The following is a 26,004-nucleotide window of genomic DNA, read 5'->3' on the forward strand; positions in this document are numbered from 1 at the left end:
AGGGCGGCCCGGCGTTAAGGCGGCCGCGTCTTCACGTGACCTTATCGGTCTGCCCGGACGCGCCGGCATTTGCGCCTACACGCTGTCCAGGGCAGCGAAACTCATGTGGTGTGACATCGCCTCGTGCGACATGTCCACAGGCTCACACTAAAGCCCCAAGGGGCGCAATGACAATGGGCAAAATGGAAACCGGGGCCAGACAGCGCGAAATGCATGGCTGAACCGGCACCGGGCGCGCGCATCTGGACGCCCGGTGGGGCAACGGGTGTTATTACAGGTAATCAGACCGTTGCAGCGTATACTTGGCCATCTTTTCGTTCAGTGTGCGGCGCGGCAGGCACAGCTCGTCCATCACGGCGGCGATGCTGCCCTTGTGGCGCCGCATGGTGTTGTCGATCAGCATCCGCTCGAACGCCTCGACATATTCCTTCAGCGGCTTGCCCTCGGTCGTCATCACCGGCTGCATGTCCTGATGATCGGCCATCAAGAGCGACACGATCGTGCCCGAGCCGCGCCGCGATTGCAGCACGGCGCGTTCGGCGACGTTGAACAGCTGGCGCACGTTGCCGGGCCACGGCGCTTGCAGCAGCTGCGCCGCCTCCTGCGCGCTGACCTGCGGCGCGTCGCAGCCGTAATCATCGGCAAACTGATCGGCAAAGCGGGTGAACAGCGTCAGGATATCTTCGCCGCGCTGGCGCAGGGGCGGCACGGTGATCCTGAGGCTGGCCAGACGATAGAACAGATCGGGGCGCAGCGCATCCTCGGATGTGCGGCCCTCGTCCTGAAGGTTGCTGATGGCGACCAGACGGGTTTCGGGCGGCGTGCCCTCCTCGTTCAGCCATGTCAGCAGACGCGCCTGAAGGCTGTCGCTGAGCGCCTCGATATCCTCCAGCACCAGCGTGCCACCGCGCGCCTCCTCCACCGCCGGCAGGCGGCTGTCATCGGGGTTCATCGGGCCGAACAGGCGCTGCGCCAGCTGGTCCTGCTCGAACGCGGCGCAGGACACCAGCACGAATTTCTTGCCCGCGCGCGCGCCGACAGCGTGCAGCGCATGGGCGACCAGAGTCTTGCCCGTGCCCGTTTCGCCGTCGATCAGGACATGGCCATCGGCTTGGCCCAGATCCAGAATATCCTCTTTCAGCCGCTCCATCACCGGCGATGAGCCGATGAGCTTCTTCATCAACTGGCCGCCATCGGACAGCTCGCGGCGCAGGGCGCGGTTGTCCAGCGTCAGGCGGCGGGCATGGGTCGCCTTTTTGGCCAGTTCGGTCATACGATCCGGGTTGAACGGCTTTTCCAGGAAATCATAGGCGCCCACGCGCATCGCCTCGACCGCCATCGGCACGTCGCCGTGGCCGGTGATCATGATCACCGGCAGGGTGCTGTCCGACCCCATCAGCTTTTTCAGGAACTGCATGCCGTCCATGCCGGGCATGCGGATATCGGTGATCACGATGCCGGGATAATCCGGCCCCAGCTTTTTCAACGCATCTTCGGCGCTGGGGAATGTTTCGGTGTCATAGCCGGACAGGGCCAGCCACTGGCTGATCGACTGGCGCATGTCCTTTTCGTCGTCAACAATCGCAATCTTCATCGCATTGGCCATATCGCTCACTCCGCTGCACGGGTTTCTTCATCCAAGATAGGCAGGCGCATTTCAAATACAGCCCCCCCTGCTGCCGCGTCCCGCGCGGTCAGCCTACCACCAAGCTCGTTCACGATCCCCGAAGAAATGGCAAGCCCCAGACCGACCCCCTCGCCCGGCTGCTTGGTGGTGTGAAACGGCTCGAACAGGTTCTCGATGTCTTTCAATCCGTGGCCATTGTCGCGCACGGTCAGCACGGCCATGGAGCCGGCGGTCAGCACCAGATCAATCTGCGCCTCGTCCACCGTTTGCGTGGCATCCAGCGCGTTGCGCAGCAGATTGACCATCACCTGTTCGATCCGCACCCGGTCGCCCATCACCATGACCGGATCATCGGGCAGCGTTCGGTTGATCGTGACACGCCGCTGGCGCAACTGCGGCTCCATCATTGCCAGCGATGAGGCCAGCGCATCGCCTATATTTACAGGCTCAAACGTGTCGCCGGTGCGGCGGGCGTAGGATTTCAGCTGCTTGGTGATCGCGCCCATCCGCTCGATCAGGTCGTCGATGCGCTGGAAGGACGACAACGCCTCGTCCGGCCGGTTGCGTTTGAGCAGCAGACGCGCGCCGGCCAGATAGGTTTTCATCGCCGCCAGCGGCTGGTTCAGCTCGTGACTGACGGCGGCGGCCATTTCACCCAGCGCGGCCAGTTTGGAGCTTTGTGCCAGCGTCAGTTCGGCCACGGCAAGCGTTTCCTGCACGCGCTCGCGTTCGGCAATTTCCCGCTTTAGCCGCAGGTTCAATGCGCGAAGCTCTGCCGACTCGCGCTGGAACAAGGCCATGCGCACCGCCGTCTTGCGGTTGAGAAAGTAAAACGCCAGCGCCAGCAGAATCGCAAAGCCCATGATTTCCAGCGCCAGAAACCCGTTCACCTTTTCGCGCACGCTGTCATAGGTGGTAAAGTTGGCGATGCGCCAGCCGCGAAACGCCACCCGGCCCGACACGCGCATCACCGCCTCGCCGCCCAGGTAGGCATCGGGCGGCAGCGTCGTCCAGTCGGCGGTGGCCTGAAGCGCGCGTTGCAATGCGCTGCTGACCGGCTCGCGCGCCAGCGCCACCTCTTCGGTCAGGCCGCGCCAACGCGGCTCGGTCGACAGGATGATCTGGCCCTCGCTGTCCGAGACGATCACCGCGTCGGAAATGCCGGCCCAGGCACGTTCGTATTTGTGCAGATCGACGGCCACCAGAATGACGCCGATCAGGTTGCCCTGACTTTCCATCCGGCGCGAATAGATGAATTCAAACCGCCCGGTTTCGTTCTGAAGCAGTGTGAAAATCGTATCCTTGGCACGCAGCGCGTCAACGTAATAGGGCGCCGAGCGATGCGATTCGCCCAGACGGTTGCGGTCGGTCGCCGCCACGGTGCGCCCGTCCTTGTCCAGCAAGGTCAGCGATGCCGCGCCAATTTCATCGACAAAGGAAATCAGCCGCTGGGTGGATTGCGAGTAATTGGCCGAATTCAGCGCCGCGATCAGTGCCGGATCGCGCGACAGAAGCTGCGGCACGATGGCGTTCTGGCGCAGCTCGCTCAGCAGGTTGCCCGAATACAGCACCAGCCGCAGTTCGGCGCGGTTGCGGGTGTTTTCGGTAAAGCGGTCCGTCAGCAGCCGGTTCGTGACCGACACGACCCCGATCGCCAGCGCCGTCATCACGATCAGCGCGATGCGCACCCGCCAGCTGGTGATACGCTCCGCGCGCCGCTGTTTGGCCCGGCGCTGCGCGCTGGCCGGGCCCACGGGCCGGGAAGGTGACGGTGTGCTCATCCCGCTAAACTAAGGCGGGCGCGCAGCGGCCTCAAGCGTCTTGCGCGGTTCAGGCGTTTGCCAGCTGATCGACCAGCCCGGCAAACATCGCGGCGCCGTCGGTGCCACCATGCGCAGGCTCTGCCATCCGCTCGGGGTGGGGCATCATGCCCAGCACGCGGCGGTTTTCCGACAGGATGCCCGCGATATCATCAACAGACCCGTTGGGGTTGCGCACATAGCGGAATGCGATGCGGTCCTGATCGGCCAGCGCCGCCAGCGTGTCACTATCGGCGTGATAGTTGCCATCATGATGCGCAATCGGCACGGTGATCGTCTGCCCGGCCTCGTAGCGGCAGGTAAATGGGCTGCCCGCCGTCGTCACCGTCAGATCAACGGGACGGCAGATATATTTCAGCCCCGCGTTGCGCAGCAATGTGCCGGGCAGAACGCGCGTTTCCGTCAGGATCTGGAACCCGTTGCAAACACCCAGGACATAGCCGCCCTTTTCCGCGTGCGCCTTGACCGATTGGGAAATCGGCGAGTTCGCCGCAATGGCGCCGCAGCGCAGATAATCACCAAAGGAAAACCCGCCCGGAATGGCGATCAGATCGACGCCCTGCGGCAGCGCGGTATCCTTGTGCCAGACCATGGTGACGCGCGCCCCGGCGCGCTGCAACGCAACGGCCAGATCACGGTCGCAGTTGGACCCCGGAAAAACGACGACAGCGGCATGCATCAGAGGATCTCCACCCGGTAGCTTTCGATCACGGTATTGGCCAGCAAACGCTCGCACATGTCGTTGATGGTGGCCTCATCCGTGCCATCGGCCAGATCCAGCTCGATCACCTTGCCCTGACGCACGGAATTGACGCCGTCGAACCCCAGCGATCCCAGCGCGTGGCGCACCGCCTCGCCCTGCGGGTCAAGAACGCCGGTTTTTAGCATGATGTGAACGCGCGCTTTCATCGGATATATCCTCGGGTAGAAAGATGGAAATTCAGTTAATCAAAGTGGGCCGCGCCATCGGCGTTGCCCCCTTGGGCAGCACGCCCAGACGTTTGGCCACTTCTGTATAGGCATCTGTCAGACTGCCCAGATCGCGGCGGAACACGTCCTTGTCCAGCTTCTGGCCGGTTTCGATATCCCACAAACGGCAGCTGTCGGGGCTGATTTCATCGGCCACGATCAGGCGCTGGAAATCGCCGTCATAGACGCGGCCGATCTCGATCTTGAAGTCGATCAGCTTGATCCCGACGCCGTACATCACGCCCGCCAGAAAATCGTTCACCCGCAGCGCGAGCGACAGCATGTCGTCCAGATCCTGCTGGGACGCCCAGCCAAACGCGGCGATATGTTCCTCGGTGACCAGCGGATCGCCCAGCTTGTCGTCCTTCAGGCAATATTCGACGATGGGGCGTGGCAGCTGCGTGCCCTCCTCCAGCCCCAGACGCTTGGCCATGGTGCCGGCGGCGTAGTTGCGCACGATCACTTCCAGCGGAATGATTTCAACCTGGCGCACCAGCTGTTCGCGCATGTTCAGACGCTTCAGGAAATGCGTCGGCACGCCGATATTGGCCAGACCGACCATGAAGTATTCCGAAAGGATGTTGTTCAGCACGCCCTTGCCTTCGATCACGGCCTTTTTCTCGGCGTTGAAGGCGGTTGCGTCATCCTTGAAGTATTGGACAATGGTGCCCGGCTCGGGGCCCTCATAAAGGGTCTTGGCCTTGCCTTCGTAAATCTTCTTGCGACGTGCCATGCTAAACCTGTCCTTGCCTGCGGGGAGTCGGCCCCAATCCGCGATGATGCGTGTTTAGACCACCCCCCGCCCTGCCGCAAGCATGCAGCGGGCCTTGCGATTGCGTGCGCGGACCGCCATATTTGCAGCCAAGACATTTTGCATCCGATCCAAGCGAGGGGACCCACTCAGATGAACACTTTCAAAGACCGCGAAAACGCTTTCGAGAACAAGTATGCCCATGACGAGGAAATGAAATTCAAGGCCGAGGCGCGCTGCAACAAGCTGCTGGGACTGTGGGCCGCTGACCTGATGGGCAAAACCGGCGACGAGGCGGACGCATACGCGCGCGAAGTCATCAAGGCCGATTTCGAGGAAGCCGGGTTTGAGGATGTGATCCGCAAGGTTGCGGGCGATCTGGGCGACAAGGCCGATCCCGACACCATCCGCGCCAAACGGGCCGAGCTGATGGCCGCCGCCAAGGCGCAGCTGGTCGCCGAAAACTAAAGACCCAAGGAATGCCTGCGCGCCGCATCTGTGTAGTATCGGACCTGCGGCGCGCGCCGTGCTGCGGCACATGCGCGAAACCCCCGATTTGGATGATTTGATGAGCAACGCACTTTCCCGGATGATGGCACAGCGTGACTGGATCCTCGCCGATGGGGCCACCGGCACCAACCTGTTCAACATGGGGCTGGAATCGGGCGATGCGCCCGAGTTCTGGAATGAAAAACATCCTGACCGGATCACCAAGCTGTACAAGATGGCAGTCGACGCCGGCAGCGACCTGTTCCTGACCAACAGCTTTGGCGGCAACGCCTCGCGCCTGAAACTGCACGGCGCGCAGAAACGCGCACGAGAATTGTCGCGCATCTCCGCCGAAATCGGGCGTGAGGTGGCTGATCGTTATGATCGTCCTGTAATCGTCGCCGGATCGGTGGGGCCGACCGGCGACATCATGGCCCCGATGGGCACGCTGACCCATGAACTCGCGGTCGAGATTTTCCACGAACAGGCCGAGGGCCTGAAAGAAGGCGGCGCCGACGTTCTATGGCTCGAGACGATCTCTGCCCCCGAGGAATACAAGGCCGCCGCAGAGGCATTTCTGCTGGCCGGTATGCCATGGGTCGGCACGATGAGCTTTGACACCGCCGGGCGCACGATGATGGGCGTCACCTCATCCGCGATGGCCGATATGGTGGAAACGCTCGATCACAAACCGCTGGCCTTCGGCGCAAATTGCGGTGTCGGCGCGTCCGATTTGCTGCGCACTGTGCTGGGATTTGCCGCGCAGGGCACCGAGCGGCCCATCGTGGCCAAGGGCAACGCCGGCATCCCCAAATTCGTGGACGGGCATATCCACTATGACGGCACGCCCGAATTGATGGCCGACTATGCCTGCCTGGCCCGCGACGCCGGCGCGCAGATCATCGGCGGCTGCTGCGGCACCATGCCCGAACACCTGAGCAAGATGCGCGAGGCGCTGGAAACGCGGCCCCGCGGCCCGCGCCCGACGCTGGACCAGATTACCGAAACGCTGGGCGCGTTCTCGTCGGACATTGACGGCACGGGCGATGATGCGCCAGCGCCCCGCCGCACCCGCCGCCGGGGCGGCTGACCGGGCCGCGTGGGCGCCGGGGCCGGGGATTATCCGGCGCCGCACCACGCGCCCCCCTTCCCCCCTCGCGCGCAATGGCTTAAAGAGACGCCAAGCCAGCAGCCTGAGGGATATTGCACCATGAACGAGCCGGACATCACCCCTGACCTGATCGCCAGCCACGGGCTGAAACCGGACGAGTATGAGCGCATCCTCGACATTATCGGGCGCGAGCCGACCTTCACGGAACTCGGCATCTTTTCCGCGATGTGGAACGAGCATTGCAGCTATAAATCCTCCAAGAAATGGCTGCGCACCCTGCCAACGGACGGCCCGCAGGTTATCTGCGGCCCCGGCGAGAATGCCGGCATCGTCGACATTGGCGATGGCCAATGCGTTGTATTCAAGATGGAATCACATAACCATCCGTCTTATATTGAACCCTATCAGGGCGCGGCGACGGGCGTGGGCGGCATCCTGCGCGATGTGTTCACCATGGGCGCGCGGCCCATCGCGGCGATGAACTCGCTCAGCTTTGGCGAGCCGGACCACCACAAGACGCGCCAGCTGGTGCATGGCGTGGTTGCGGGCATCGGCGGTTATGGCAACGCGTTCGGCGTGCCGACCGTGGGCGGCGAGTTGCGCTTTGACGCGGCGTATAACGGCAACTGTCTGGTCAACGCTTTCGCGGCCGGTCTTGCCGACACGGACAAGATTTTCTATTCCGCCGCCTCCGGCGTGGGCCGCCCCGTTGTGTATCTGGGCGCCAAGACCGGCCGCGACGGCGTTGGCGGCGCCACCATGGCATCGGCCGAATTCGACGATTCCATCGAGGACAAGCGCCCGACAGTGCAGGTCGGTGACCCCTTCACCGAAAAGCGCCTGATGGAGGCCACGCTGGAGCTGATGGCGACCGGCGCCGTGATTTCCATTCAGGACATGGGTGCCGCGGGCCTCACCTGCTCGGCCGTCGAAATGGGCGACAAGGGCGGTCTTGGCGTGCGCCTGAACCTTGAGGCGGTGCCCCAGCGCGAAGACGCCATGACCGCGTACGAGATGATGCTGTCCGAGTCTCAGGAGCGGATGCTGATGGTGCTGGAGCCGTCGCTGGAAGCCGAAGCGCGCGCCGTGTTCGAGAAATGGGATCTCGATTTCGCCATCGTGGGCGAGACGATCGCCGAAGACCGTTTCCTGATCATGCACAACAACGTGGTCAAGGCCGATCTGCCGCTGGCCGCCCTGTCCGGCACCGCCCCCGAATACGACCGCCCTTGGGTCGAAACCCCGGCGCCCGCGCCGCTCGATCCGGCGACCGTGCCGCAGATCGACCCTATCGACGGGCTGCGCGCGCTGATCACGTCGCCCAATTATTGCAGCCGCGAATGGGTGTACGAACAGTACGACACCATGGTCATGGCCGACACCGTGCGCGGCCCCGGCCTTGGCGGTGGATTGATCCGGGTGCATGGCACCGACAAACTGCTGGCGTTCACATCGGATGTGACGCCCCGCTACGTGCAGGCCAACCCCGAAATGGGCGGCAAGCAGGCCGTGGCCGAGGCGTATCGCAACCTGACCGCGCTGGGGGCCAAGCCATTGGCCAGCACCGATAACCTGAATTTCGGCAACCCCGAAAAGCCGCAGATCATGGGCCAGCTCGTCAGTGCGATCAAGGGTATTGGCGCGGCTGTATCCGCCCTCGATATGCCAATCGTGTCCGGCAACGTGTCGCTTTATAACGAAACGGACGGCGCCGCGATCCTGCCCACCCCCACCATCGGCGCTGTCGGCCTGATCGCGCATGAGGATGAGGCGATCATCGGCCAGGCCCGCGACGGCCATGTTGCGCTGCTGATCGGCGAAACGCACGGCCATCTGGGCCAGTCCGCCCTGCTGGCCGAAGTGTTTGGCCGCGTCGAGGGCGACACCCCGCATGTCGATCTGGACGCTGAAAAGCGCAACGGCGATTTCATCCGCGCCAACCACGCGCTGATCCGCGCTTGCACGGACCTGAGCGATGGCGGCCTTGCGCTGGCCGCGTTTGAAATGGCCGAGGCCGCCGGCGTGGGCATCCATCTGGACGATGCAGATACCGCGACACTCTTTGGCGAAGATCAGGCACGCTACCTTGTCGCCTGCAACTTCGATCAGGCCGAGGCGCTGATGTCCGAGGCTGGCCGCGCTGGCGTCAAGATTTCCAGCGTCGGCAAGTTCACCGGCGATCAGGTGCGCATCGGCGCGTCCGAGGCGCCGCTGGAGACACTAAGCCATATGTTCCGCAGCAGTTTTGCCGACCGGTTCGCATGACATAGCATCGCCAGATGACTTGAGCCATGAAAAGACGGCCCTGCAAAACAGGGCCGTCTTTTTGATCATTCAGCGTTCATCAGAATCGCAGGCACCGCAATACCACTTGTCACGACACGGCTTAAAACGGATCGTCGATACGCACGATCATGGTCACCGTGCCGCGAACCGCCGTGCCGAATTGCAGGCGGATCTGATTGCGATCCGGTCCCTGCTTGGCCTCGTAATACGGTGCCACATGCACCACATCACCGCCGCCATTGCGCAGCGGCCCCGCCGGCAGGACCGAGGTGACCGTTTGCGCGAACGCCCCGAACGGCAGGCTGGCGCCCGGCTGAATCGTCCATGTCGACGCAGGCGAGCCTTGGTCATATTCCAGCAACAAGGGGCTGGAGACGGGATTTTGAATATTGCCGAAAGTGTTATCGCTAAACGCAATATTTTTAATCCGGTTATAGTCCAGATCGGCAAAACTCGTATCAATCCGCTCAATCCGATCAATCGGATTGTCGATAATGCGGAACGAATTGCCGCTGACATTCACCCCGTTCAGGAAATGCCCCGCACCATGCGGTTTGACGACAAGAAACGTAAACCACGGCGCGACATTCCCCGCCAGAAAAACGTTATCGACCAGATTGAGCGCGCTGAACGAAAATTCACTGGAGAATTCGGGCGCACTGTCGTGCTCATTGCTCCACTCGATAAAACAATTATCGACATAGTTTGAATTGACCGTCGTGCGGCAGTTGGTCCGCGTCAGGATCAGCCCGGCACTGCGCGTGCCATCGTTGGAATTGTCGCCCTGAAACCAATGGTTGCCCGATACGATATTGCTGGACCCGGCCAGCAGCGCAAAATGCCGGAACCGCACAATGCGGTTGTCGCGCAGCTTGACGTCGTTGGCATTGGCATTCAGCGCAATCGACGCGCGGTCCGCCACCCTCAGCGATCCTTCATTGGACAAAAACTGGCATCGATCCACGATCATGCCCTGATCGCCCACAGCCGGGCTGGAGATTCCGCGATCCTTGGGGCTGGTAAAGAAGCAATCGCGAAAATGAAACCCGGTGCCAGCGCGCGGCAGCATCACACAACTGCATTCACCGCCCGCCTGAAATTCCACGTTCGAGATGGAAAACTTGCTCAGCTTTTCAAAGCCGCTGAAATCCAGCATGTATTTGAACCGCCGGAAGGTAAACACCTGCGTCCCGGATGCGTCATACAGTTGCTGGCTCAGGCGCACCTCCTGCGCGGCGATGTCCACGCCGCTGACATATACCTCGCGGCCGACGCCATTGCCTTCGACGACTGCGCCAATCGGGATGTTGGCAACGTTCGTCACGCCCGTCAGCACCAGGCTGTTGCGCGGTGAATAGGTGCCTTGGGACGTCACCACCTGCGTGGCCCAGGCAGGGCGGTCCAGCGCATAGAACTGGCCATTCTTGATCAGGCGCCGCTGGGAATAGCTGGATTTGTCCGGCACTGCCGCGCTCATGTCAATCGGCCCGGTCAGCGAGATGATGCGCCCCTTCATATCCAGCGAATCGTGGCCGGAATTGTTCAGCATCGCCTGAAATGCCTTGCGAAACGCCAATTCCTCGTCGCCAAACGCGTCAATATATGCCGGCAGGTCAAAATTCTTGGTCAGGGTAAAGACATGCTGCGCGCCCATCGTGACCGTGCCGTCGAACCGCACGGTGGATTGCATCGTCACGCTATCGCCCATGCGATACGTCCCGTGCGGCACCAGAACGTCGCGCCCATTTGCGGCGGCATCGGCGGCCTCGAACGCGGGCGCATCATCATGCACGCCATTGCCGATGGCGCCGTAGTCGCGCACATCGACCATGCCCAGCATCTCGCGCAGGAAAACGCGGGTGATATCCTCAATCTCGATATCGTCAATGCGCACAACGCCGCCATTCGCGCCGGTCAGGTCCAGCCCGAAATGCCCATAGCTGGCCTGCGGGCCCCAGACCATATCGACGCCGGTGCGGTTGCCCGTGCCGATAATTGCGCTGACCTCGACGACCTTGCCATAGCTTGGCAGCGTCGTTTGCGGGCCAAACTGCGCCACCCCGCTGACATTGCCGCCACCCGGCGCACCGGCCCAGCCAGCGATGCGCACCGTCGGCAGGTTGCCGGAAATGGCCTTGATTCGCGCCGTGACGCGCAGGTAGCATCCCGGCAGGATCGGCGTTTGACCCATATAGCGCAGTTTCTGCACCGCACTGGCCTTTTGAAGCTCCAGCGCAGGTCCAAAATTCTGATCTGCCGGCACGAACGCAGCATTGACCGCGTTTGCGTATGTATCCGATCCCGGCGTGCCATCGCCACTGGACCAGACATTCAGACCGGCCCCAAAGCTGGGCGGCATGAAGAGAATCCCGTCAGTTACTGCCTTGTTCATCTGTATTTCCTTTCGCATCCGTCACGCGAGACCCGTCAGGGGCGCGTATCGGAATGTCACATTTACGCCAGCCCGGGGCACACCCGGATGGACGAGGGAAATACAGAGCCAAGGTTAACCGCCTCTGGCACCACCGTCACGGTGCCCTGCCACCTTATGCGGTGCCGGCCGTCGCCCGGCGTATGGTCACGGCATTGATTTTCCAGCCCGTTGGCCCCTGCTCCATCTGGTATTCCAGAATATGCAGCGCGCCGTTTCGATCGCGCACCAGAACATCCTGCCACAGCAGGCCATCGCGCTGATCGAGGGCCAGAAATGTCACTTCGTCGGGCCGCCACACCATCGGGTAGCCGGTCCTGACCATCGCGCCGAACCTCTGCGCACTGCCGAACATGCCCTGTATGGTGGGGCTGGCAAAGGCAAAGGCGGCGTCAAAATCATCCGCCTCGAACGCGGCGATCTGGGCCGATATCACGGCGCGGATCGGCTCTTCCTGCGCGCGCGACGGATGGCCAAGGCCGAGCCCCATGATCAGGCAAAACGCTAATAATAAGTGTTTCATAAATACTCCTCCCTAAAGGAAAAGTATCGCGCCGCTGCGGCAGATCAAACTTTTCAGGCCGAGCCTGCCAACTCCCGCACCTGCGCCCACAGCGTATCCGGCACCTCCACCGCTTCGGCCAGAACGCGGCCCTGCCCCGGCATGCGCGCGCCCTCATTGGCTGCAACGCCTTCGGCGACGCGGGCAAGGCGGGTGGCAAAATGGTCTGACATCCCCGGATCGATCAGCAGGTAGAACTGGCCCAGATCATGCGGCGCGCCCTCCGGCGCCTTTAGCGGCGCAACGTCGAGGCTGGCAAGGCTTCCGGTCAGACCGGCCGCCAGAATTTCGGCCATCAGGCCAAACCCCCAGCCCTTGTATCCCGCCATGCCCGCCCCAAGGCTGACCAGCGACCCACCCAGCGCCGCCGCCGCATCCGTCGTCGGATTGCCGTCGCTGTCGACGGCCCAGCCCTCGGGGATAGGCTCGCCCGCGGCCTTGGCCATGGTAATCTTGCCCAGCGCGACGGTGGTAGTGGACTGGTCAAACTGCATCGCAATACCGCCCTGCCCATCCGGTACGGAAAACGCGATAGGGTTCGTGCCGATCACGCGTGTCTTGCCGCCGGGCGGCGCAACAATGGGCGTGGCATTTGTCAGGCCCAGCCCGATCAGGCCCGCGCGCGCGATCTGTCCGGTGAAGTAGCCCAAGGACGTGCAGGTGTGCGCGTGGCAAACCGCCAGCGACGCGGTGCCGCACTCCCGCGCGGCAGTCACTGCCTCGGGCAAGGCCCGCTCGAACGCCGCCTGCGCAAAGCCAAAGCGCGCATCCACCCGCACCGATCCGGGGCGCGGGCGCGTGACGTCAGGGGCCGCCGCGCCGTTGACCCGGCCGGACTGCAACTGCTGGCAATAGCTCTCCAGATAATACAGCCCGCAGATACGGTTGCCCGTCGCTTCGGCCTCGCGGATTGCGTCCGCGACACTGGCGGCGATCCACGTCTGCGCACCATGGCGCATCAGTGCGGATTTGGACAGCTTTTCAATCTGCGAAATCTCAATCTGCGGCATGTCTGCGGCTCCCCATCTCGTGTATAGTATTTTGGCCGCATCAAGGCCTGCCGTCACTCATCCCGGCACGATCAGCCCATGATCCAGCCTGACGATCCGGTCCATCCGCGCCGCCAGTTCCAGATTATGGGTCGCTATCAGCGCCGAAAGCCCGGTATCGCGTACCAGTGCCATCAGCGTGCCAAACACCTGATCGGATGTGCCGGGATCCAAGTTACCCGTCGGCTCATCCGCCAGCAACAGGCGCGGCTGGTTCGCGAGCGCCCGGCAGAACGCCACGCGCTGCTGCTCCCCGCCTGACATGGCCGACGGGCGGTGTCCGGCACGCGGCCCGACGCCGACATGATTCAGCAATTCCTGCGCGCGCGCATCTGCCTTTTGGCGCGGCGTGCCATCCGCCAGCTGCGGTAGCGCGATATTCTCCAGCGCCGTGAATTCCGGCAGCAAATGGTGGAATTGATAAATAAACCCCACGTCCCGCCGCCGGGCAATGGTGCGCCGCCGGTCGCCCAGCCCTGTCATCACCGTGCCGCCAATCGCGACCTCGCCCGCATCGGCGGTATCCAGCAACCCGGCAATATGCAGCAGGGTGGATTTGCCCGCCCCCGACGGCGCCACCAGCGCGACGACCTCGCCCCGCGCGATCGCCAGATCGGCGCCTTTCAGAACGGCAATTTCATTCTGCTTTCCTCGATTATAGATTTTCTCGATGCCCGTCAGGCGCAGCACAGCATCACTCATAGCGCAGCGCCTCCACCGGGTTCATGCGCGCGGCACGGCGCGCGGGAAAGATCGTGACGATGAAGGACAGCGTCAGCGATAAAGTGACCGCCGACATGACATCGCCGAATTGCAGCTTGGCCGGCAGGTAATAAATGCCCCGCACCGACGGATCCCATATCTCGCCGCCCATCGCCCAGTTAACGAAGCCAAACAGCGGATCAATGTAAATCGCAAAGAGACATCCGAGGATCACGCCCATGGCGGTCCCGATAATCCCGGTAAACGCGCCGCAGATAAAGAATATTCGCAGAACCGACCCCTCGGTCAGGCCCATGGTGCGCAAAATCCCGATGTCGCGCCCCTTGTTTTTCACCAGCATGATCAGCCCGCTGGTGATGTTCATCGCCGCGATCAACACAAGGATCGAAAGGATGATGAACATCACGTTATCCTCCACCTCCAGCGCGCGTAGAAACCCGCCGCTCTGGTCCTGCCACGTCCATAGCAGCGTGCGATCCCCCGCTGCCTGCATCAGTGGAATGGACAGGTCCATGACATGCTCGGGGTCGGTCACCATCACTTCCAACTCATCGGCTTTTCCCTCGCGGTTGAAAAACGACTGCGCCTCGGCAAACGGCATATAAACCCGCGTGCGATCAATGTCATAACGGCCGGCAGTAAAGATATAGCTAACGTCATAGGCATTGACGCGCGGTGTGGTGCCAAAGGCGGTCTTGACCCCGCCGGGCGAGATGATCTTTATCTTGTCGCCCACGCCCACGCCCAGTTCGCGCGCCACGCCCGATCCAATGGCGATGCCGTCATCGAACCGCTCGATGTCGCCCTGCCCGGTGCTGGGATCGGCAATGCGCGGAATGCCCTTGAGATCCTCCAGCGTGATGCCGAACACCTCGACGCCCGCGTTGCGATCGCGCGCGTTGGCCATGACCTGCCCCTTGATCAGGGGTGCCACGCGGGTGACGCCGGGCACTGCGCGCACGCGCTCGGCCATTGCCTGATAATCGCCGAGCATCCGGTCAACACGGCCCGTCTGGGCATCGACCTCGCCCGCGCTATACACGGTCACATGCGCGTTCGAGCCAAGGATCGTATCAACAAATTCCGCGCGAAATCCGGCCCTTACAGCCAGTGTGGCGATCAGCGCCAGCACCGCCAGAGTGATCCCGATCAGCGAAATCCACGTCATGACGCTTACGCCACCTTCGGCGCGCTTGGCGCGCAGATAGCGCCACGCGATCATCCATTCGAAGGGGGCGAAGGGGGCGGATTTACCTGCCACTGGGCATTACTCCTGCTAGATTTGGCGCAACTTGCGCCGGGGGCCTGCTGCCGTCAAGCAGGGCGGGCGTGGCGCCGCCGAAACGGCATTCTCAACAGCGCCAGCGCGGCGGTCATCAGGCCAAGACCGCCCAGAAACCCGGCCCCGGCAAACATCGCGCCCTCAAACGTCAATGGCATCGCCGGTTTGAACTCATCCCATGCCGCGCTGGCGATCTGGGCGTCGCCCAAAGACCGGGCACGGTAGGCGCGGGTGAACGGCCCGGCGCGGCGCAGCGCGTCCAGATCGGCCGACAGGCGTTCGTACCGCACGATCACACCTGCCACCGTTTCCGCCCGCTGCGCGCCCATCGCGCCGCCGCCGCGCAGATCCTCCAGCGCCGCTTCACGGCCCAGCCCAACCTCGGCGGCGTCCGCGTCGAACCCTTTGACAAAGCCGCGCAATTCGTCCACTGCGCCGCCCAGCCGCTGCACGTATTGCTGGGAAAACTCCGGGAATTGCGAAAGCCCCGCAGCCCCGGCAAGGCCACCCGCCAGTATCAGCGCGCGGCCCAGCATCCGCTTAGCCGACCAGCGTGCCGCGATGCGGCGCGTAAATCTGCGCAAGGCGCTTGATTGCCTCCTCGGGCGGCATTTCCTCGCTCTCGCCGGTGCGGCGGCTGGTCAGTTCGACCACGCCGTTTTTCAAACCGCGCGGCCCGACGGTGATCCGCCAGGGCAGGCCGATCAAGTCCATGGTGGCGAATTTGCCGCCTGCCCGCTCGTCCCGGTCGTCATAGAGCGGCTCAAGGCCCAGCGCCGTGATCCCGGCATAAAGCGCCTCGCAGGCCGCATCCGCCTCGGCATCACCTTGTTTCAGGTTGACGATCCCGGCATGAAACGGCGTCACGCCCTCGGGCCAGATGATGCCCTTGTCGTCATGGCTGGCCTCGATGATCGCGCCGACCAGACGGCTGACACCGATACCGTGGCTACCCATGTGAACCGGCACCGATTTGCCGTCCGGCCCCTGCACCGTGGCGCCCATCGCCTCGGAATATTTGGTGCCGAAGTAGAAGATCTGCCCCACCTCGATGCCCCGCGCGGTCCGTCGCCGATCCTCGGGGATCTCGGCAAAGAGGGCCTCATCATGCGTCTCGTCCGTGCGCGCATAGCGCGAGGTAAACTCGTCCAGCACCGCGCGGCAGGCCTCGTGCGAATCGTAGTCAACCTCGCGGTCGCCAAAGCTCAGCTCGGTGATTTGCGAATCGTAGAACACTTCGCTTTCACCGGTTTCGGCCAACACCAGGAATTCATGCGTGTCGTCGCCGCCGATGGGGCCGGAATCGGCGCGCATCGGGATCGCCTGAAGGCCCATCCGCTCATACGTGCGCAGATAGCTGACCAGATGCCGGTTATAGGAATGCAGCGCATCCTCCTGCGTCAGATCGAAATTGTAGCCGTCCTTCATGTAGAATTCACGGCCCCGCATCACGCCAAAGCGCGGGCGCATCTCGTCGCGGAATTTCCACTGGATGTGGTACAGCGTCAGCGGCAGATCCTTGTAGCTGCCCACATGGGCGCGGAAAATGTCGGTGATCATCTCCTCATTGGTCGGACCATAGAGCAGATCACGCCCCTGCCGGTCCTTGATGCGCAGCATTTCCTCGCCGTAATCATCATAGCGCCCGGATTCGCGCCACAGGTCTGCCGGTTGCAGCGTGGGCATCAGCATCGGGATGTGGCCCGCGCGCATCTGCTCCTCATGCACGATATTCTCAAGCTTGCGCAGCACCTTGAAGCCCAGCGGCAGCCACGAGTATATGCCGGCGCCCGCCTGCTTGATCATGCCGGCACGCAGCATCAGCCGGTGCGAGACGATCTGCGCCTCGGACGGGGTTTCTTTGAGGACGGGCAGGAAATAACGGGACAGGCGCATGGGTGGTCCTCTCATGGGGATCAGGGGCGTTTCCCGCCTCGTTTATGGCTTTGCGCCGCGCCGGGCAAGCGTGGCATAGTCGCAAAGCCCTTAAACCCGCACTTGAAAGCGTGCGGTGCATCGGCCAAATGTACCTGACGCCGCCGAAAGGATACCATGTCACTGCCCATCGGAACGCAGATGAAATACTGGGGGATCGCGGCTGCGATCTTTCTGGGTGTGCTTTGGGTGCTGGGCGATGTGATTCTGCCCTTTGTGATAGGCGCCGCAATCGCCTATTTTCTGGACCCGGTTGCTGACAAACTGCAAAAACTTGGCCTGAACCGGGCCTTGTCTGTTGCGGTGATTGCAATCCTGACGGTGATCTTGTTCGTCATCATGGCCCTCCTGGTGATCCCGACACTGGCATCGCAGGCGACCGCGCTGATAGATACCGCGCCGGAATTGTCGCGCAAGCTGCAAGTCTTCGTAACCGAGCGTTTTCCCCAGGTCGCCGATTCGGGCAGCGCCCTGCGCCAGTCGCTGACCGCCATCGGCGAATCGATCAAGGAACGTGGCGGCCAGATGCTGGAGACGGTGCTGGCCTCGGTATCGTCGCTGATCAACGTGCTGGTGCTGTTCGTGATCGTGCCTGTGGTGGCGATCTATCTGCTCTATGACTGGGATCGCATGGTGGCGCGCATCGACGATTTGCTGCCGCGCGAACATGCGCCGGTCATCCGCGATCTGGCGCGTGACATCGACAAAACGATGTCGGGCTTCATTCGCGGCATGGGAACCGTCTGCGTGATCCTGGGCACGTATTACGCCGTGGCGCTGATGCTGGCGGGGCTGCAATTTGGCCTTGTCGTGGGGTTCGCGGCAGGGTTGCTGACATTCATTCCCTATGTCGGCGCGCTGGTCGGCGGAGTGCTGGCCATCGGTCTGGCCCTGTTCCAGTTCTGGGGAGACTGGATTTCCATTGGCATCATCGCCGCCATTTTCGTTCTTGGCCAAGTGATCGAAGGTAACTTGCTGACCCCGAAACTGGTGGGCAACTCCGTCGGCCTTCACCCCGTCTGGCTGATCTTTTCGCTCTCGGTATTCGGTGCGCTTTTCGGCTTTGTCGGAATGCTGGTCGCCGTGCCGGTTGCCGCCGCAATCGGCGTCATCGCCCGCTACGCGATCTCCAGCTACAAGGACAGCCAGCTGTATCGCGGCACACCGGATCACGATCCGCGCTGATGTCCCCGCCCTCCAAACGGCCCGCAAAACACCCCCGCCAGCTGAGCCTTGATCTTCAGACAATGCCGGCCGTGGGGCGCAATGATTTCTACGTCTCGTCGGCTAATGCCACCGCCGTTGCGCTGATTGACGGCTGGCAGGACTGGCCCGCGCGCAAGCTGGTGCTGTGCGGCCCCGCCGGATCGGGCAAGACGCATCTGGCCCATGTCTGGCGCGATCTCAGCGGCGCGCGGACCACTCACGCGCGCGATCTGCCCGGCGCTGACATTCCCGCACTCGCCGCCGGTCACGTCGCGATCGAGGCCGCCGATACAATCGCCGGCAACCGCCCCGCCGAGGAGGCGCTGTTTCATCTGCACAATCTGGCGCTGGCCGAAGGTCACACGCTGCTGATCACCGCGCGCGGCGCGCCCAACCACTGGCCGCTGGTCCTGCCCGATCTGGCCAGCCGCATGCAGGCCACCCCGACCTGCACCCTGAAGGAACCCGACGATCAACTGCTGGCCGCCGTGCTGATGAAACAGATGGGCGACCGGCAGATCCTGCCGACCCCCGGCACGATTCCGTTTCTGGTGCGCCGCATGCCGCGCGCCTTTGATGATGCGGGCCGCGTGGTGGCCGAGCTGGACCGCCTCGCGCTGGAGCGGCGGCGCCCCGTCACCCGCGCGCTCGCGGCTGAGGTGCTGGACAAGCTGGGGCTGTAGCGCCACAGTCCGGGGGGACAGCGACACCCCAGATCAGGCCCTTGCCCACCCATGACCAACGCCGACTTTCTGACCTCGCCTTTCCCGCCGGCACAGGATTTGCCGGACCTGGACCTGTCCGGGCCGAACCGGTTCTACAACCGCGAGCTCAGCTGGCTGGGCTTCAACTGGCGCGTTCTGGAAGAGGCGCAAAACCCCCGCGTGCCGCTGCTGGAACGGCTGCGGTTTCTGTCGATTTCCGCCACCAACCTTGATGAATTCTACAACGTGCGCGTCGCGGGCCTGCGCGAGCTGGCCCGCGCGGGCAATACCACCCCCGCCGCCGACGGGCTGACCCCGGCCGAACAGCTGATCCTGATCAACGACAACGCGCGCAAACTGCTGGGCGCGCAGCAGCAGACCTATCAACATCTTCGCGACGAACTGGACACCCAGAACATCACGATCATGTCACGCGATGACCTGAACGATGATGACCGCGAGTACCTGAATGATGTCTTCCTGAACAAGGTGTTCCCGGTTCTGTCGCCGCTGGCCATCGACCCTGCGCACCCCTTCCCGTTCATCCCCAACCTTGGCTATTCGCTGGCGCTGAACCTGACGCGCATCCGCGACAAACGCCCGCTTCAGGCGCTGCTGCCGATCCCGCAGCAGATCGACCGCTTCGTATCCCTGCCCGCCGAGGCCGGCGCACACCGATTCCTGCCGCTTGAGGCGCTGCTGATCGAGCATCTGCACAGCCTGTTTCCGGGCTATAAATACAAGGGCCACTGCGCCTTTCGCGTCCTGCGCGACAGCGATCTGGAGGTCGAGGAGGAGGCCGAGGATCTGGTGCGCGAATTCGAGGTGGCGCTGAAGCGCCGCCGCCGCGGCGAAGTGGTGCGCATGAATATCACCCGCGATGCGCCCGATGCGCTGCGCCGCCTTGTGATGGACGAGCTTCACGTCAGCCCCGATGAGGTGGTCGAGGTGGACGGCATGATCGGCCTTGCCGACCTCAAGGAACTGGTGCTGGACGCCCGCCCGGACCTTCTGTGGCCCAGCTTTTCGCCGCGCGTGCCCGAACGCGTGCAGGATTTCGACGGCGACATGTTTGCCGCGATCCGGCAAAAGGACATGCTGCTGCACCACCCGTACGAGACATTCGACATGGTCATCCGCTTCCTCAAACAGGCCGCGAACGATCCCGACGTGGTGGCGATCAAGCAGACGCTCTACCGCACCTCCAACCAGTCCCCGATTGTCGAGGCGCTGTGCGAGGCCGCCGAAAACGGCAAATCCGTCACCGCCCTGGTCGAGCTGAAGGCCCGCTTTGACGAGGCTGCCAACATCCGCCAGTCCCGCAGGCTGGAGCGTGCGGGCGCGCATGTGGTCTATGGCTTTCTGGATCTGAAAACCCACGCGAAAATCAGCATCGTCGTGCGCCGCGAGGGTGACAATCTGGTGACCTACACCCATTTCGGCACCGGCAATTACCATCCCATAACTGCCCGCATCTACACCGATCTGTCGCTGTTTACCTGCAACAGCGTGCTGGGGCGCGATGCGACCAAGGTGTTCAATTACCTGTCCGGCTATGCCCAGCCCGAGGGGCTGCAAAACCTTGCGATTTCCCCAATCACGCTGAAATCAAGCCTGCTGGACATGATCGCAGGCGAAATCGAGCACGCGCAAAATGGCCGCCCCGCCGAAATCTGGGCAAAGATGAACGCCCTGATCGAACCGGCCATCATCGACGCACTGTATGAGGCCAGCCGTGCGGGCGTGCGCATCAGCCTTGTCGTGCGCGGCATCTGCGGCCTTCGCCCCGGCATCAAGGGGCTGTCGGAGAACATTCGCGTCAAATCCATCGTAGGCCGGTTTCTGGAACACAGCCGCATTGTCTGTTTCGGCAACGGCCACGGCCTGCCGCATAAAAAGGCACGCGTCTTCATCTCCTCTGCCGACTGGATGGGCCGCAACCTCAAACGCCGGGTCGAAACACTGGTGGAAATCGAAAACCCAACCGTCAAGGCGCAGATCACCAGCCAGGTCATGGCCGCCAACATGGCCGATATCGCGCAAAGCTGGGTCATGGCGCCGGACGGCAGCTTCACCCGCGCCGCCCTGCCCGAAGGTGAATTTGCCTTCAGCTGTCACCGCTTTTTCATGGAGAATCCTTCCCTGTCGGGGCGCGGATCGGCCGGGGCGGCGGACGTGCCACAACTGACCCACACCGAAGATTAAGCGCGGACCTGCGTTGACGCCGCGCCGCAGCGATCCCATAACAGAGGCGGCGAAATGACGGCTGGTGCACACATGAGCGAACCCGAAACCGATCGCGGATCCTCCGGCAGTACCGCAGGCAATCCTTTTGGCCGCGCGCTTTTCAACAAACCATCGGCACGGGCGCTGCGCCGGGTCGGGGTGGTCGATGTCGGGTCGAACTCGGTCCGGCTGGTGGTGTTTGACGGCGCGGCGCGCAGTCCGGCCTATTTTTTCAACGAAAAAATCATGTGCGGCCTTGGCGCCGGCATGGCTGAAACCGGACGCCTGAACCCCGAGGGGCGCGCCCGCGCGCTCAGCGCGCTGCACCGTTTTGCGCATCTGGCCGAGGCCATGGACACCGGCCCATTGACCTGCGTCGCCACCGCCGCCGTGCGCGATGCCCAGGATGGACCGGACTTCCAGGCCGAGGTGAAGGCACTGACGGGCCTTGATCTGTGGGTCATAGACGGGCGCGAGGAGGCGCGGCTTTCGGCGCAGGGCGTGCTTCTGGGCTGGCCCGGCGCTTACGGTCTGGTCTGCGACATCGGCGGATCCTCGATGGAGCTGGCCGAAATCAACGGCGGCACGGTCGGGCGGCGCGTCAGCTCGCAACTGGGACCGCTAAAGCTGCGCGATATCAAGGGCGGGCGCAAGGCACGGCGCGCCTACATCCGCGATACGGTGGACGCGATGACGGCCGAACTGGGCGAGCAGGAAAACCGGTTGTTTCTGGTCGGCGGATCGTGGCGCGCCATCGCGCGGATCGACATGGAACGGCGCGGATATCCGCTGAACGTGCTGCATGAATACCGAATGCGCTCGTCTTCGGTGCGGGATACGCTGCGATATATCCACGAGGCGCCCGACCAGACCGCGCTGCGCCAGCGCGCGGGCGTTTCCTCTGCGCGGATGGCGCTGGTGCCGCAAGCCGCCGAAGTGCTGCGCGAACTGGTGCGCACCTTCAAACCCCACGACATCGCCATCTCAAGCTATGGCATCCGCGAGGGCATGCTGTTTGAACAGATGCCCCAGCAGCTGCGCGACCGTGATCCCCTGATCGAAGCCTGCCGCTTTACCGAGGCCAAGGATGCGCGCGTGCCCGGTTTTGGCAAGATGCTGTACCACTTCATCACGCCCCTGTTCAAAAACGCCCGTCCCGAACGGGTGCGCCTGATCAAGGCCGCCTGCCTGCTGCACGACGTCAACTGGCGCGCCCACCCGGATTACCGCGCCGACATCTGCTTTGACACCGCCACGCGGGCCAATCTGGGCGGGCTGAAACACTCTGAACGGGTGTTTCTGGGGCTGGCCCTGCTGCACCGCTATTCCAATTCACGCGGGGAAACGCGCATTGAAAAGGTCAGCCAACTGATCGATTCGCCCATGCGCCGCGACGCGGAAATTCTGGGCAAGGCAATGCGATTTGGCGCCATGCTATGGCTCCAGCGTGACGCAGAGCCGGGCAAGCTGCATTTCTACCCCAAGAAGAAAATTCTCGAATTCCGGCTGGCGCCCGAAGCCTCCGCATTGTTCGGCGAAGTCGCGCAGGCACGGTTTGCATCACTGGCGGCATCACTGAATGCGCAGCCCATCGTCAAGGGCGGCGCGGCAGGCTGACAACACCGCAGGCGGGCGTCAAATTTCGATCTCGTCCTCCGGGTTTACAGGCAAATCAGGCGCGGTTTTCTCCTCCGGCTTGCGGCGGATGATGATATCGCCGTTCGGCAGCTTTTCAGGCGCCTCATAAACACTCAGATCCTCCACATCTTTCAAAATCTCGGCCAAGGTCGGCCCCATTTCCTGCGCAAATGCGCGCAGTTGCGGACCCAGCCGTTCGGCCATCTCCTTCATGCCCTCAAACGCCGGGCGGGTTTCCTGCATGAGCCCGTCAAAGAACATGCGTGCGCCCTCTTCAATCAAAGAGGCGCCGTCCTTTGGCGTGCCGTCCTGCGCATGGGCGGCGGGGGTGGCCAGCATCGTGGCCGCGATCGCGGTGAATATAATCTGTCTCATAACGCTTAACATAGCATGAATGGCGCTAAAATTAAGCCAGAAACGCGTCGGCTTCGGATCCGCTCAGACATCCAGATCCAATGTGACAGGAAAATGATCCGACGCCGTCAGCAACGCGGCGCGCAGCGCGTCATCACCATAGCAGGCCGGATCGTCAAACGGATGCCAGATTCGCCACACAGGCGCGCGCGCCAGAACATCGGGCGACACCATGATGTAATCCAGAAGCGCCTGCAAATACCGCCCCTCCTGCCCCAGATAAAACCGGGAGGTGCTGTGAATTGCCCCGAATTTCTGCCCCAAAGCTGCCCGCGCATGCGGATCGAACAGCCGCAGCGCGGTCTCTTCGCCCTCACCCAGCACCACCTCGACCGATGAGCGGCCGAACAGCCCCTCATATTCGTCCAGCCCCGGACCGTCGTTGAAATCGCCCAGCACGATCAGCGGATCGCCTGCCTCAAGATGGTCCACAACACGCGCTCGCAGCCAGACCGCCTGCGCCAGCTGCTTGCGCCGGTTCGCGATGGCAATGCGCATCACATCCGCGGGCGAGCTGGCCCCGTGCGGCGCCTTGGATTTCAGATGGACGCCGATCAGGTTCAACACGTTGCCGCCCCGCGTGCTTAGCCGGACCTCCAGCGGAGGCTTGGAAAAGCGGACCAGATCCTCGACCGCGTCGATATCCAGATCAATCCGGAACACACCGTCGAAACGGGGCGCGTCGCGGCTGCCGCGCTTGCCCGTATCGCTGCCCTTGGGGCAATGCTCGGCTGCGATCACAGCCGAATCATAGAGCAGCGCAATTTCCTGCTGGGTATCGTTGGTAAAGCCGACCAGCGCGCGGCAGGTGCGCAGACCCGCCATGTCGGCGAATCGCTCCAGCGCGGTGACGGTGCTGCGCTGCCGACTATGGTCCGGCGCTTCGATAATCATCAGCGCATCGGCATCCAGCGCATGCATCACATCGCTGATTGCGGCCAGTTGATCGCGCCGCGTCACGTTGCGGCGCGATGACCACTCGCCATCGTCCAGCGGCGCGCCATCATCATCGAACAGGCTGTTGAACCATTCGATATTCCATGTGGCCAGCCTCATCCGCGATGCGCGGCCTCGACCTGCTCCCATGCGCGGTTGATGGCGATCATGCGCTGTTCGGCAAGGCGCATCGCCTCGACCGGGACACCGCGCGCCATCATCCGGTCCGGATGCGTCTCGCGCACCAACGCGCGATAGCGCTTTTGCACCTCGGCCAGGCTGTCACCGGGCGATGCGCCCAGCACCTCGTAGGGGTCCGGCGCGCAGCCGGGCACGAACCTGTGCCGCATACGTCCGAAATCGCCCCCTTTCAGGCCAAAAATCTCGGCCACACGCTCAAGAAAGCGGTTCTCGGCAGGGTGATAATCGCCATCGGCCATGGCGATGTGAAACAGCCCCTCCATCAGATCGCACAGCGCGTCTGTGTCTTCCCCGAACATTGCCTTGATCCGGGCAGCGTATTCTTCGAACCCGGCCACATCCTGCCGCGCCAGATTGAACACGCGTGCGGCGCCTGCCTCATCCTCGGGTTCGATGCGGAACACCTGCCGGAATGCCGCCACCTCGCCGCGTGTGACCTGCCCGTCCGCCTTGGCCATTTTCGCGCCCAGCGCGATGACGGCAATGGCAAAGGCAACGCTGCGCTCGGGCCGCGTGCGCAGGCGGTCGAATACCGCGCTCAGCCCCTCGCCACTGGCAAGGGCCGATACAGCCTCGGTTATGCGGGTCCAGATCGACATGGCGCGATCCTAGAGCGTTTCGCGGGCAGTGTCAGCGCGATCTGTGCCGGATCGACGTGAAAAGCGCGCCTGCCTCACTCCAGCACGCGCTGGCCATCAGGCGTGTCGAATTCGGCGCGCAAACCGGGCGGTCCCGCCTCGATAACCACCCTGTCATCGACCAGCACACCGGCAAGGCGCGTCTGCAAGTCATGCGCGTCGGGGTGGCGCACAATCAGCCGGCGCAGTGTTATCCCGGTGGCGGGCAGCGACGCCGCCGGGTGACGCGCGCAATCCCACTGCATGACCGCCGGGTGACAGTTATCAAAGGGCAATACGCCGCTATCAGGCACCGCCATGCGCCAGCGCAGATCGCCCCGCGCCAGCGACACCTGCGCGCCGATACCGGGCAGTGCCGCCTGCGCGCCCTGCAAATCACCCGTGCGGCAGATCCAGGTGCCGATGCGTGGCGGGCCACTGAACCTGTCCAGATCGAACCACCGCGCCTGACCCGGCGCAGGCGCGGCGGGGTCGATGGCAATCACCTCCAGATAGAGCCCGTCGTCAAGCCCCAGCAGGCGGTTATGCGTGCCGAAATGCGCATGCTGGCCGCCCGGAGCCGTCGGCACACCCAAGGCGCGCCGCACCCACGCCGCGCCCTCGTTCAGATCGGTTGCCGCGATGGCGACATGGTCCAGTTCAATCATTTTGGCCTCCTGTATGCCCCGTCCGTCACGCCCGATATTCCCCCGAAGCAAGGCAAGTGTTGCAATTTCTGGCCCTCTGGGGAACGTCTGAACGCAGGTCTGGCAATAATGTCATTTTCCACGCCGCTCAGGGCGTTTTCAGTCTTGACGGGCGGGCGCTGCTACCATAGCCACGCGCCCAAGGCGTGGTAGCTCAGGGGTTAGAGCGAACGACTCATAATCGTTAGGTCGGTGGTTCAAATCCACCTCACGCCACCATCGCCACCTTGCATTGCAACGTGGCACTCCCCCCCCCCCCCCTTCAAATTCGCAGATACGCTAACGCCAGGGTCAGACTGACGTTGCGCAAGTGTATGATA

The 26,004-nt window shown here is 63.1% G+C and carries 23 protein-coding genes and 1 tRNA gene; 8 read left to right on the top strand and 16 right to left on the bottom strand.

The window, feature by feature from the left end:
- Window positions 1–271: 271 nt before the first annotated feature.
- From DQ230_RS00345 to purC, 5 genes are read right to left on the bottom strand one after another with little or no spacing between them, the layout of a single operon-like run.
- Window positions 272–1,606 (bottom strand): sigma-54-dependent transcriptional regulator, encoded by a 1,335-nt coding sequence (locus DQ230_RS00345; protein WP_113910503.1) that lies wholly within the window; start codon window positions 1,604–1,606, stop codon window positions 272–274.
- A 5-nt stretch (window positions 1,607–1,611) separates the two neighbouring features.
- Window positions 1,612–3,408: a sensor histidine kinase gene (locus DQ230_RS00350; protein WP_113910504.1), complete on the bottom strand. Its 1,797-nt coding sequence runs from the start codon at window positions 3,406–3,408 to the stop codon at window positions 1,612–1,614.
- A gap of 49 nt (window positions 3,409–3,457) precedes the next feature.
- On the bottom strand, window positions 3,458–4,126 hold the full coding sequence (gene purQ, locus DQ230_RS00355) for a phosphoribosylformylglycinamidine synthase subunit PurQ (RefSeq protein WP_113910505.1): 669 nt from the start codon (window positions 4,124–4,126) through the stop codon (window positions 3,458–3,460).
- Window positions 4,126–4,356, bottom strand: a complete 231-nt coding sequence (purS, locus tag DQ230_RS00360; RefSeq protein WP_113910506.1) for a phosphoribosylformylglycinamidine synthase subunit PurS — start codon at window positions 4,354–4,356, stop codon at window positions 4,126–4,128. The genes purQ and purS overlap by 1 nt, the downstream gene beginning before the upstream one ends.
- Before the next feature lie 31 nt (window positions 4,357–4,387).
- Window positions 4,388–5,149 (bottom strand): phosphoribosylaminoimidazolesuccinocarboxamide synthase, encoded by a 762-nt coding sequence (gene purC / locus DQ230_RS00365; protein WP_108690594.1) that lies wholly within the window; start codon window positions 5,147–5,149, stop codon window positions 4,388–4,390.
- A 171-nt stretch (window positions 5,150–5,320) separates the two neighbouring features.
- Between purC and DQ230_RS00370 the strand changes: the two genes are divergently transcribed.
- The 3 genes from DQ230_RS00370 to purL all read left to right on the top strand — a co-directional run bounded on the left by DQ230_RS00370 (window position 5,321) and on the right by purL (window position 9,032).
- Window positions 5,321–5,635, top strand: a complete 315-nt coding sequence (locus DQ230_RS00370; RefSeq protein WP_113910507.1) for a DUF1476 domain-containing protein — start codon at window positions 5,321–5,323, stop codon at window positions 5,633–5,635.
- 100 nt (window positions 5,636–5,735) lie between these two features.
- Window positions 5,736–6,746, top strand: a complete 1,011-nt coding sequence (gene bmt, locus DQ230_RS00375) for a betaine--homocysteine S-methyltransferase (protein WP_113910717.1) — start codon at window positions 5,736–5,738, stop codon at window positions 6,744–6,746.
- A gap of 120 nt (window positions 6,747–6,866) precedes the next feature.
- Window positions 6,867–9,032, top strand: coding sequence for a phosphoribosylformylglycinamidine synthase subunit PurL (purL, locus tag DQ230_RS00380; protein ID WP_113910508.1), 2,166 nt, complete (start codon window positions 6,867–6,869; stop codon window positions 9,030–9,032).
- A 121-nt stretch (window positions 9,033–9,153) separates the two neighbouring features.
- Here the strand turns inward: purL and DQ230_RS00385 are convergent, their stop codons facing one another.
- The 7 genes from DQ230_RS00385 to proS all read right to left on the bottom strand — a co-directional run bounded on the left by DQ230_RS00385 (window position 9,154) and on the right by proS (window position 16,996).
- Window positions 9,154–11,445, bottom strand: coding sequence for a glycosyl hydrolase family 28-related protein (locus DQ230_RS00385; protein ID WP_113910509.1), 2,292 nt, complete (start codon window positions 11,443–11,445; stop codon window positions 9,154–9,156).
- Between the two features lie 154 nt (window positions 11,446–11,599).
- Window positions 11,600–12,007, bottom strand: coding sequence for a DUF4864 domain-containing protein (locus DQ230_RS00390; protein ID WP_113910510.1), 408 nt, complete (start codon window positions 12,005–12,007; stop codon window positions 11,600–11,602).
- A 53-nt stretch (window positions 12,008–12,060) separates the two neighbouring features.
- Window positions 12,061–13,056: an Ldh family oxidoreductase gene (locus DQ230_RS00395; RefSeq protein WP_113910511.1), complete on the bottom strand. Its 996-nt coding sequence runs from the start codon at window positions 13,054–13,056 to the stop codon at window positions 12,061–12,063.
- Window positions 13,057–13,113: 57 nt separating this feature from the next.
- Complete coding sequence (locus DQ230_RS00400) at window positions 13,114–13,797, bottom strand: ABC transporter ATP-binding protein (protein WP_113910512.1); 684 nt, start codon at window positions 13,795–13,797, stop codon at window positions 13,114–13,116.
- A complete protein-coding gene (locus DQ230_RS00405) occupies window positions 13,790–15,040 on the bottom strand; it encodes a lipoprotein-releasing ABC transporter permease subunit (RefSeq protein ID WP_113910718.1) in 1,251 nt (416 codons plus the stop codon). The genes DQ230_RS00400 and DQ230_RS00405 overlap by 8 nt, the downstream gene beginning before the upstream one ends.
- 92 nt (window positions 15,041–15,132) lie before the next feature.
- Window positions 15,133–15,684, bottom strand: coding sequence for a DUF2937 family protein (locus tag DQ230_RS00410; protein ID WP_338050490.1), 552 nt, complete (start codon window positions 15,682–15,684; stop codon window positions 15,133–15,135).
- Window positions 15,641–16,996 (bottom strand): proline--tRNA ligase, encoded by a 1,356-nt coding sequence (gene proS / locus DQ230_RS00415; RefSeq protein ID WP_113910514.1) that lies wholly within the window; start codon window positions 16,994–16,996, stop codon window positions 15,641–15,643. The genes DQ230_RS00410 and proS overlap by 44 nt, the downstream gene beginning before the upstream one ends.
- Before the next feature lie 156 nt (window positions 16,997–17,152).
- Between proS and DQ230_RS00420 the strand changes: the two genes are divergently transcribed.
- The 4 genes from DQ230_RS00420 to DQ230_RS00435 all read left to right on the top strand — a co-directional run bounded on the left by DQ230_RS00420 (window position 17,153) and on the right by DQ230_RS00435 (window position 22,788).
- Window positions 17,153–18,220, top strand: a complete 1,068-nt coding sequence (locus DQ230_RS00420; RefSeq protein WP_113910515.1) for an AI-2E family transporter — start codon at window positions 17,153–17,155, stop codon at window positions 18,218–18,220.
- On the top strand, window positions 18,220–18,924 hold the full coding sequence (locus DQ230_RS00425) for a P-loop NTPase family protein (protein WP_113910516.1): 705 nt from the start codon (window positions 18,220–18,222) through the stop codon (window positions 18,922–18,924). Before DQ230_RS00420 ends, DQ230_RS00425 begins: the two co-directional genes overlap by 1 nt.
- Before the next feature lie 51 nt (window positions 18,925–18,975).
- On the top strand, window positions 18,976–21,150 hold the full coding sequence (locus DQ230_RS00430) for an RNA degradosome polyphosphate kinase (RefSeq protein WP_113910517.1): 2,175 nt from the start codon (window positions 18,976–18,978) through the stop codon (window positions 21,148–21,150).
- Between the two features lie 72 nt (window positions 21,151–21,222).
- The gene (locus tag DQ230_RS00435; RefSeq protein ID WP_113910518.1) at window positions 21,223–22,788 is read left to right on the top strand and encodes a Ppx/GppA family phosphatase; all 1,566 of its coding nucleotides are present in this window, start codon (window positions 21,223–21,225) and stop codon (window positions 22,786–22,788) included.
- A gap of 18 nt (window positions 22,789–22,806) precedes the next feature.
- Here DQ230_RS00435 and DQ230_RS00440 read toward each other — a convergent pair whose 3' ends face one another.
- The 4 genes from DQ230_RS00440 to DQ230_RS00455 form a co-directional block, all read right to left on the bottom strand.
- The gene (locus tag DQ230_RS00440; RefSeq protein WP_113910519.1) at window positions 22,807–23,184 is read right to left on the bottom strand and encodes a hypothetical protein; all 378 of its coding nucleotides are present in this window, start codon (window positions 23,182–23,184) and stop codon (window positions 22,807–22,809) included.
- Window positions 23,185–23,247: 63 nt separating this feature from the next.
- The gene (locus DQ230_RS00445) at window positions 23,248–24,279 is read right to left on the bottom strand and encodes an endonuclease/exonuclease/phosphatase family protein (RefSeq protein WP_113910520.1); all 1,032 of its coding nucleotides are present in this window, start codon (window positions 24,277–24,279) and stop codon (window positions 23,248–23,250) included.
- Window positions 24,276–24,959, bottom strand: coding sequence for a molecular chaperone DjiA (locus tag DQ230_RS00450; RefSeq protein ID WP_113910521.1), 684 nt, complete (start codon window positions 24,957–24,959; stop codon window positions 24,276–24,278). The genes DQ230_RS00445 and DQ230_RS00450 overlap by 4 nt, the downstream gene beginning before the upstream one ends.
- A gap of 74 nt (window positions 24,960–25,033) precedes the next feature.
- A complete protein-coding gene (locus DQ230_RS00455) occupies window positions 25,034–25,645 on the bottom strand; it encodes a VOC family protein (protein ID WP_113910522.1) in 612 nt (203 codons plus the stop codon).
- Window positions 25,646–25,827: 182 nt separating this feature from the next.
- Between DQ230_RS00455 and DQ230_RS00460 the strand changes: the two genes are divergently transcribed.
- A tRNA-Met gene (locus tag DQ230_RS00460) sits at window positions 25,828–25,903 on the top strand.
- Window positions 25,904–26,004 lie beyond the last annotated feature (101 nt).

Origin of the sequence: Roseovarius dicentrarchi, from assembly GCF_003316635.1 — a bacterium.
GTDB classification, from domain to species: domain Bacteria; phylum Pseudomonadota; class Alphaproteobacteria; order Rhodobacterales; family Rhodobacteraceae; genus Roseovarius; species Roseovarius dicentrarchi.